Annotated in this window: 12 protein-coding genes and 2 pseudogenes; 10 read left to right on the top strand and 4 right to left on the bottom strand. The window is 62.0% G+C overall.

The genetic code is table 11. The features are described 5' to 3' along the window. The 4 genes from Q4C89_RS12645 to Q4C89_RS12630 form a co-directional block, all read right to left on the bottom strand. A partial coding sequence (locus Q4C89_RS12645; RefSeq protein ID WP_303102979.1) for an ATP-binding protein occupies positions 1-192 on the bottom strand: 192 nt, incomplete at its 3' end. A gap of 41 nt (positions 193-233) precedes the next feature. Next, a complete protein-coding gene (locus tag Q4C89_RS12640; protein ID WP_303102978.1) occupies positions 234-1,718 on the bottom strand; it encodes a recombinase family protein in 1,485 nt (494 codons plus the stop codon). 155 nt (positions 1,719-1,873) lie between these two features. Beyond that, entirely contained in the window at positions 1,874-2,518 is a 645-nt protein-coding gene (locus Q4C89_RS12635; protein WP_303102977.1) for an ImmA/IrrE family metallo-endopeptidase, read from the bottom strand. A gap of 3 nt (positions 2,519-2,521) precedes the next feature. After that, entirely contained in the window at positions 2,522-3,019 is a 498-nt protein-coding gene (locus tag Q4C89_RS12630; protein ID WP_303102976.1) for a helix-turn-helix domain-containing protein, read from the bottom strand. Between the two features lie 178 nt (positions 3,020-3,197). Here Q4C89_RS12630 and Q4C89_RS12625 point away from each other — a divergent pair, with 178 nt between their 5' ends. From Q4C89_RS12625 to Q4C89_RS12585, 10 genes and pseudogenes are all read left to right on the top strand, one after another. Next, positions 3,198-3,491: a helix-turn-helix transcriptional regulator gene (locus Q4C89_RS12625; protein ID WP_303102975.1), complete on the top strand. Its 294-nt coding sequence runs from the start codon at positions 3,198-3,200 to the stop codon at positions 3,489-3,491. Positions 3,492-3,666: 175 nt separating this feature from the next. Beyond that, entirely contained in the window at positions 3,667-3,948 is a 282-nt protein-coding gene (locus Q4C89_RS12620) for a helix-turn-helix domain-containing protein (RefSeq protein ID WP_303102974.1), read from the top strand. Between the two features lie 60 nt (positions 3,949-4,008). Next, positions 4,009-4,611, top strand: a complete 603-nt coding sequence (locus tag Q4C89_RS12615) for a hypothetical protein (protein WP_303102973.1) — start codon at positions 4,009-4,011, stop codon at positions 4,609-4,611. Continuing rightward, on the top strand, positions 4,608-5,069 hold the full coding sequence (locus Q4C89_RS12610) for a hypothetical protein (protein WP_303102972.1): 462 nt from the start codon (positions 4,608-4,610) through the stop codon (positions 5,067-5,069). Before Q4C89_RS12615 ends, Q4C89_RS12610 begins: the two co-directional genes overlap by 4 nt. Next, on the top strand, positions 5,066-5,401 hold the full coding sequence (locus Q4C89_RS12605; protein ID WP_303102971.1) for a hypothetical protein: 336 nt from the start codon (positions 5,066-5,068) through the stop codon (positions 5,399-5,401). Before Q4C89_RS12610 ends, Q4C89_RS12605 begins: the two co-directional genes overlap by 4 nt. Beyond that, the gene (locus tag Q4C89_RS12600) at positions 5,398-5,586 is read left to right on the top strand and encodes a hypothetical protein (protein WP_303102970.1); all 189 of its coding nucleotides are present in this window, start codon (positions 5,398-5,400) and stop codon (positions 5,584-5,586) included. The genes Q4C89_RS12605 and Q4C89_RS12600 overlap by 4 nt, the downstream gene beginning before the upstream one ends. Positions 5,587-5,688: 102 nt before the next feature. Next, positions 5,689-6,267 (top strand): annotated as a pseudogene (locus tag Q4C89_RS12595) (Rad52/Rad22 family DNA repair protein); the annotation flags it as partial. A gap of 519 nt (positions 6,268-6,786) precedes the next feature. Beyond that, positions 6,787-7,095 (top strand): annotated as a pseudogene (locus tag Q4C89_RS15195) (hypothetical protein); the annotation flags it as partial. Then, a complete protein-coding gene (locus Q4C89_RS12590; RefSeq protein WP_303102969.1) occupies positions 7,082-7,678 on the top strand; it encodes a hypothetical protein in 597 nt (198 codons plus the stop codon). The pseudogene Q4C89_RS15195 and the gene Q4C89_RS12590, both read left to right, overlap by 14 nt. Then, positions 7,675-8,049 (top strand): hypothetical protein, encoded by a 375-nt coding sequence (locus Q4C89_RS12585; protein WP_303102968.1) that lies wholly within the window; start codon positions 7,675-7,677, stop codon positions 8,047-8,049. Before Q4C89_RS12590 ends, Q4C89_RS12585 begins: the two co-directional genes overlap by 4 nt. Positions 8,050-8,142 lie beyond the last annotated feature (93 nt).

Genomic DNA, 8,142 nt, shown 5'->3' with positions numbered 1-8,142 from the left:
AACGGGTTCCGACCCCTCCGGCTCCGGAGCGCGGGTGAGTTCGTCCACCGTTAATCTGGGCACTTTGACAATCAGGTCTATGCGGTCGAGCAGCGGGCCGCTCAGCCTCGCCGCGTACCGGGTGCGCTCGTTGGGCGTGCAGGTGCAGGGCTTTTCAGGGTCACCGAAATGCCCACAGGGGCACCCGTGCAAACCACAATCACACCCTACCTGCGCGCCTTCGGACTCGAGTCTCAAACCGCCCATTCCACATCCACAGACCCGTCCTTCTGCACGGTAATCCGCCGCACCAGAGCATGAGCCAGCTGCTGGCGCGTCAGGTCGTCGGCGTCAGTCAGCAAGTCCCGGTACCGCTCGGCCAGCGCCCGTAGACTCTCGGCCTGGGCTTGAGCGTCGGCCTGTTGCTGCGCCTTGTCGCTGAGGACATTCACCCGTTTCTGAAGCTCTGCAATCTGGGTGTCCAGCGTGGCAGCCCGGCTGAGATAGTCGGTCTTGCTCATTCCGGCAACCGGGTCGAGATAAAGGTCGGTCAGGCGGCTGCGGCTGGCCTGAGCTTGAGCGAGGGCCTTCTCTGCGTGCGGCAGCTCGGCGGGAATGATACTGAGAGGCCGTTGATCCAGATGGTGCTCGGGGTCGTTGATGATGCTGCAGATGCGCTCCCAGATCGGGCCTTCGATGGACGCCATCGGGATGTTGGGGTTGGTGCAGGGGCCTGTGGCTTTGGGAATGCTGGCACGGTTGGAGCGCCCGCCGCAGCGGTACCCCGCCCACTTGCTGCCTCTGGTGCCGACATAGGTGCAGCCGCAGTTGCCGCACTTCATCAGGCTCTTGAGCATGTAGACGTTCTTAGCGTTGCGCAACGCAGTCAGGCGGTTGGAGGCCAGAACCTTCTGAGCTTCTTCCCAAACTTCGGGGGAGATAATCTGAGGGCAAGCTGCCGCTGTAATCCGTGCCTCCCCTTTATCCGCAAGACCACCGCGCTTGCCGTAGCGATATTCACCCTTGTAGCTGGTGTTTTTCAAAATTCGCAGTACGCCACCTGCGCGCCACCAGTGGGCCGTCGCCACGCCACGTATTCCACGCCCATCTCGCCTGTAGCGCGGTGGGATATTCAGGCGAGTCAACTCTGCGGCAATCTTGATGTTCGACCAGCGCCGCTCAACACACCAGCCGAAAATCATGCGAATGACTTCGGCTTCCTCCTCGTGGATGACCAGCCGCCGGTCTTCCACCTTGTACCCGTAGGCCACAATCCCGCCCGTGTAATAGCCCTTCTCGACGGCCTTACGCATTCCGTCCTTGCTGCGCTGCAAGAAGGTGTCGCGCTCCAACTCAGCGAAGATGGCAGTCACGCCCAGGGCAACCTTACCCATCGGTGTGGTGCTGTCAATCTGCGGCTCACTGTAGGAGCGAACGCCCGCGCCACAGTCTGCGAGCTGCTGGATGATGCTGTAGGCCAGGTGGGTGCGCCGGGCCAGGCGGTCGAGTCGGTAAATCAGTACGGTGTCGAACTGCTTTGCCTGGGCATCTGCGAGCAGGCGGGTGAGGGCAGGGCGCTCCAGTTTGGTGCCGCTCTGACCAGCATCTACGTACTCCGCGACGACGACAGACCCTTGCTGGTCAGCAAAGGCCTTCAGGATGCTGGCCTGTGCTTCGAGGCTGTAGTTCTCGGTCTGCTCCTCGGTGCTGACGCGGGTGTAGATGGCGGCGCGGGTCATGGCTTACTCCTCTCGCTTGACCCTGTCAAGCCCTTGAGGTAGATTTCTCTCAGACAGGTCCCCATCTTCGGATGGGGGCTTGTACGTTTGCAGCAATGCCTCTGCACGTTCAGCGAGTTCCTGCTGCTGCTTGGCCCATGCCTGCCTCTTGCCCCTCACCACGTCAGCACTCCAATTGTTCTCGGCTTGATGTACTGGCGTAGGGTAAGAAGTTCGGCGTTCGGAAATTCAGCGCGGGCATCTGCCATCCGCTGGTATCGCTGAATTCTGTTGTACGGGTCAGTACTTGCAAGGTCGAGTACGTAGCTGTCTCCGCTGATAAATACCGTGGTCGGCTCGTCTACGTTTGCGGTCGTAAAGCGCCGAATCGCCGCCGCAAAGGACACCTGCGCCCGGTCCCGGATGTCCAGAATCGCCTCAGGGGTCAGGCCGTGCCGCTCCAGGCTGGTCATGATGAGCGGGTCAGGCATCACCAGCAGCGCTCCTATGTAGTTCGCCACCAGTTCTAGATGGTCGTCAGCGTCGTCGGGGTCTACCTCGGCTTTGACCGCATCCTCCAAGCCGCTGCGCTGAATGACGATGTGGGCAATCTCGTGATGCATGGTGAAGCGCTGGCGCGGCGCGTAAGCGTCAGGCGTTCTAGTGATGATGCTGGGCGGCCCATGCGCGGCGCGGTTTTCTTTTCCGAGAATGATACGGATACCGAGCAGATGACTCAGCCTCTCGGGATCGGTCTCGAAGTCATGCTGGGCGTGAAGACGCTGAGCAAACTCAATGGCAGCCCGCGTAGCATCGCGCATGACTCACGCCTCCCCAGGTTCGACGCCCGCACGGACTAGGTCGCGGTAAAGGTCAAGCCACGCTTCAGGGTTCTGGGGCTGACCACTACGCCAGTTAAAGCCTGCCAGATACTGCTGCCAGACAGGGTCTTGGAGATCTTCAAACCGCTTGCCGTAAATCTTGATGGCGGCTTCCAGACCCGGTGGAAGGGGGGCAGAACGCTTCACCTGGATAACCTCATAAGTTTTATCGCCTTCCTTTTTAAGCAGAATGTCTACTGACAGATCAATGCCTGTTTCTCTAGAAAATTCAGATGAAGACCATTCAAGTGCGGCCAGCAACCTGCCAAAACGTTCAACGCTTACCCCTAACGGATGCTGCACGCCACGCTCAATCTGGCTAATCAGACTTTGAGAAACGTCGGCGCGTGCCGCCACATCTTCCTGACTGCCCATCTTCTCTCGGCGCTTTTTGAGAGCGATAGCCCAGGCAGGTTTTGACGGCCTAGCCGTCTTGGTCATAAGCAATGCCCCGTACATGCCATAGCACTACGCTACTACCTGATAGTAGGTTCCCCCTAGTAGAAAACTGTTGACATGTCGCCTTATCTCTAGTAGAATCCTACTAGCTCAGGCGAGCGGGGCAGAATGAAAATCCACTCATCTTTACCCTAAATACTCTCAGTAAACTACTAGGAATATGACTATCCTTAAACGTCTACGGGATGCCACTGGGCTAAACCGCGAGGATTTTGCCCAACTCGCTGGAGTTAGCCTCGCTAGGCTTGAAAAACACGAACAGGGTAGACACCGCATCTCTCTGGAAGATGCAGCCGCATACGCTTTGAGTCTCTCAAAAAAACTCCCCAATTCTCCTAGTAAACTACTAGCAGAATTGGCGGGTATCTCCGATAACAGCAGTCAAGCCGAACAGGGCACGCCGTCTGAAAACCTTGCGCCCGCTCATCTACAAAAAGAAGTTCACCACTCATGACCCAATCTCTCGTCATCCGCCACCACATTCCTGCGCCCAGCGCAGAGGGACGACTGGCTGTTGCCCGGGCGCAGCGCCTCCTGCTGGCCCGCGCAGAGCAGACCACTTCCCCCACTCAGCCCGTGCCTGAAGTCCAGGCGCGTAACGAGCATGCGGAATCTCAGGAGGAAGTTTCATGACTGCCGCCCGCCGCCTCTCGCCCGCTGAACTGCTGGTTCTCAAACCAGATCAGGCCGCCGAACTGCTGGGCATCAGCCGGAGCAAGGTTTACGAATTGACCGGCGCGGGCCTGCTGAAAACCATCACGGTCTTTCCAGGTGGCCCCATCCGTATTCGGCGCACTGACCTTGACGCGTACCTCGACGAACGCAGCAAGGCGAGCGTCGAGGCCATGACCACTCACCTCACCCTGACCGTTCCGTTCTCGGAACGTGGGCAGCACGGGCAACCGCGCTGAAAAAACACATCCCCCGCTTCATAGCCGATGCAACGGCTCAGCGGGGGAAAGGAGTATCGAATGCAGAGTACACGGAAAGTACCAGACTCAACAAGACGCAGCAGTGTTTTGGCTTTGAGTCGGCAGGGACTATCGCGCCTTGAGATTTCAAAGATTACCAAGCTTGCTTATCGAACCGTTTGCGCTTGGCTCGACAAAGAGGGAATTGCTCCAACAGGGCAAACCAAGGCGATTGGCGATATCGGTGAAGCATGGGTAGCGAACAAGTTGCAAGAGCTTGGGCTGCCCGCACAAGTGATGCCTCAGCGCCACCCGTTTGACATCCTCTGCGGTGAGCTGCGTATAGAGGTCAAGACGGCGGCAAAGGCTGAAATCAAGCCTGGAGGGAGCAGGGTCGCGTATTTCAATACCCGCCCTATCAGACACTCACTTCTAGGTCACTGGTATCCAAAGTCATACAAGGAAGATTCCGACTTTGTGGTTTTCCTCTGGCTTGGTGACGCCGAAAGCCCCAGAAGCGTTTGGGTGAAAGCGTCTCAGGATTGTCCCGCGATGACGGGAATTACCCTCAATCCCAAGTACAAGCGTGCAGGCGGTTGGGGTGATGCAAAGGATGCTTGGCACCTTATTCATGCCGCCTATGAGAGCGGGAGGGCGTCGTGAACATGCTCCCTAGGCCCACCCTCGTGACCACCCCCCCACCGTTCAAGACGGTGCTGGAAACGGTGGTCAATGCGTTCGAGAAGGACGCCTACCCCCTGGCCCTGACCAGCAAGCTCGGCAAGCGCCGACTGTTCCGTCACCGCGTGTGGCCTGAAAAGGACTGCGCCTGCCCGGGCTGGCAGCGCCTCTTCATTACTCCTGGCTGGTTGACTCGCACTGAGGGCGGCAACCAGAAGGTCGTCGGCATGGTGACCTGCCTGGATAGCGAAGTCGAGGCGACCATCGAAGCCCTGCAGGAGCGTTACGGCGTCCATCTCTGGCGTGCGCCCATCAACTTCCCGCACACGCCGGGGCGCGGCAACGAGTTTCGCCGTGACGCCAGCGGCTATAGCGGCGGGCATCTTCTGCGGGCGTCTCGCCGTCCCTGGCGCGGCGTGCTGAAGGCGGTGAAGGCATGAAGCTCCCCAAGACCGCCGAGGGCAAGATCAAGCTGGCTGCCGAACTCCTCCAGGCTGCCCAGGAGCAGGGGCAGCCCCTTCCCCTGGGCCAACTGATTGACCACCTGATCGCGCCGCAGCCTCAGCCTGAAAGCGTCACCGAGAAAGACCATTGCTGGGAGGAATACCAGCGGGCGCGTGGCCTGAGTTTGCACCTGTTCGACGAGTACTGCCGCATCGGCAAGGTGGCCCAGAAGCGCTGGGACGCCTGGGAAAACGCGCCGGGTGGCCTGATGGAAAAGCTGAGCAGCCTGGACGACTACAAGAAGACGCACGGCGGTGTGGGCCTATGACCACAGAGCGAACCGTCTGGTGTGTCTACCCCGCTTGTCGCAAGCCCTACGCCTCCGACCTGCCCGCCTGCCCGAAGTGCGGCACGCCGACGGAGCAGCCCCAGCGTGAGTTCCAGCCGCTGGAACGCCCCGACGTGGAACTGACCGAGGCCCAGCGCTGGGACGCCCTGGAGGGACGGCGATGAGCTTCGTTCTCGCTCTCGCCACCCTGACCGTGTGCGGCTTCCTGGCCTGGGGCCTGGGGAAGCTGAAGCCCCCGCAGCCGTCTGACCTCGAGGAGGCCCGCCGTGAAGCTGAGTGACATCCAGAAGCGCCTGCAAGCGCCGTTCCCCGCCCACCTCGTGACGTGGAAGCCCGGCGCGATGAACAAAGAAAAGACCCGCGCCCTGATGATGCCCTTCGTCGACGCCCGCGCCGTCATGGACAAGCTCGACGCCATCTGCCCCGACAACTGGAGCTTTGACGCCGCCGAAGTGCCCGGCGCCAAGGTGCCCACCGTGCGCGGCACGCTGACGGTCCTCGGCGTCTCGCGCACCGACTTCGGCGAGGGCGACCCCAGCAGCGACGCCGGGAACTCGTACAAGGCGGCGTGCAGTGACGCCCTGAAGCGCTGCGCGGTCCACTTCGGCATCGGGCGCTACCTCTACGACCTGCCGAAGCAGTGGGTGGAGTGGGACGAGCACAAGCGCCAGCCCCGACAGGTCCCGGCCCTGCCCGACTGGGCGCGGCCCGACCACGAGCGCAGCGCGGGCGGCGCCCACCTGTGTCAGGCCATCGAGCAACTGCGCCACGAGCTGCCCGAAGACGTGGACGCTCAGCGCGAGGTCTACAAGCACCTCAAGGCCGCGCTGGGCGCCATCCACCCGCCGCGCCTGGAGGCGTCGGGCCGGGAAGCCGAATCGGAGGGCGACTCAGTGTCGCCTGCCCTTACTGATCCGGCCAGCGGCGGCGTGAGCAAGGCGACCAAGCAGCGCCTCGCGCAGCACGTCACCCGCCGCTGGAACCTTGACCGCGCCAGTCGCCTGGGCTTCGTGACGTGGCTGGCCGGACGGGAAGAAGTCCTCACCTCCACCCAGGAGCTGACCGAGGCCGAGGCGCAGCGCGTCCTGGCGCGGCTCACCGCCCCGGATTCGGCGGCGCTGTTTACGCAGTGGAGCGGCGGCGCGAGGGCGGTGGCCTGATGGCTGAGCTTCCCCTGCACGGCAAGCGGGGGGAAGGGAAGGTCGCTCTGTGCGACGACGCCGACGTGGCCTTCCTTTCCCAGTACCGCTGGCACCTGAGCAAGAACGGCTACCCCCGCACCCGGATTCCGGAAGCGGGCACGGCGGGCCGGGTGCGCGACATGCACCAGCTTCTGACCGACGAGCGCGGTCAGCGATCACGTCAGCGGCGACAAGCTCGACAACCGCCGCGCCAACCTGCGGGTCTGCACCCAGCAGGAAAACTCCTTCAACCGTGCCCGGCACAAGAACAACCGCAGCGGCTACAAGGGCGTCACCCGCTGGAAAGGCCAGTGGCGGGCGACCATCACCAAAGACGGGGCGCAGCTCTACCTGGGCCTCTTCCCGCATCCCGTTCTTGCCGCCATCGCCTACAACGCGGCGGCCCTGGCGCTGTTCGGGCCATTCGCCCGCGTGAATGTGCTGCCTGCCGTGAATGTCGTCGAGGAGGTGGCTGCCGATGCCGCGGACTAAGCGCCAGTCCGACCCGATGCTGCCCAGGCTGCTCGAGGAGATGTTCACGGCCAGCGCCGAGCGGAGAGCTGCCGTCCACCGGAAGCTGATGAGCGGCCTGCACGTCAAGGTGGCCCTGCGCGGCGAGAAACGCCAGGTCATTCTCTGGCGCGACGGCGAACGTCTGCCCAGCCGCAAGGAGTGCGAAGTCATTGCGCGTGACGCTGGTTTTCAGAATCCGAAGTACCAGACGTGGAAGTGCAAGGAGGCCGACGAGGCGTTCCTGCTCACAGAAGGGCCGCAGATCTTGACGCCACTTGTTCCTGTCCTTGCGCCCGCTGCGGCCCCTGTCGCCGTGCGGGAAGCGCGGGAGGGAAGTGAGCTGCGCGGTGAAGTCTGCGGGCTGTGCCGACACGGGCAGAGGGACGAGTACGGCCTGATCGCCTGCACGCTGGGCTGGGAGGCCCATGACGGTCTCTGGAGCGAGATCAAGAAGACCTGGGCCGTCATGGGTCACCCCGGGGTGCCGGTGCCGCTGCTCTCTCCGCAGTGCCGCTGCATGGCAGTGGGCGGGCGTTGGGTGCCGAGGACGGTGGCCGCGTGAGCTTCAGCCCTCCCAATTACACCCAGACCCCCAACGAGCTTTTCGCGCTTCAGAAGCTGATGAAGGAGGCCGAGCTGCGCGTCACGCTGGTCATCGTCCGGGAAACCTTCGGCTGGAACCTCGGCGGCCACGCTGCGGCCCTCTCGCTGCAGAACCTGATGAATGAAACGGGAATGTCGAAGCAGGGCGTTCTCAATGGCGTTGAGGCTGGTCGTCAGCGCGGCACCATCCGGACGGTCAAAGTGGGCAAAGAGGTGTACTACGGCCTCTCGGTCAAAGACGTCGTCGTGCCCCAGGAAGGTCAACTTAGTAGACCCAAAACGGTCAACTTGGTGGACTCTGACGGTCAACTTAGTGGACCCATCGCATAACCCAAAGGTCAACCTAGTGGACCCAAACGGTCTACTAGGTTGACCCACACGGGCAACGAAGTAGACCCAGATGGTCAACTGAGTAGACCGACG

The organism is Deinococcus sp., assembly GCF_030523985.1.
Taxonomy (GTDB): Bacteria; Deinococcota; Deinococci; order Deinococcales; family Deinococcaceae; genus Deinococcus.
The sequence above is the reverse complement of the archived record's forward strand: the minus strand, read 5'-3'. Positions and strand labels throughout refer to the sequence as shown.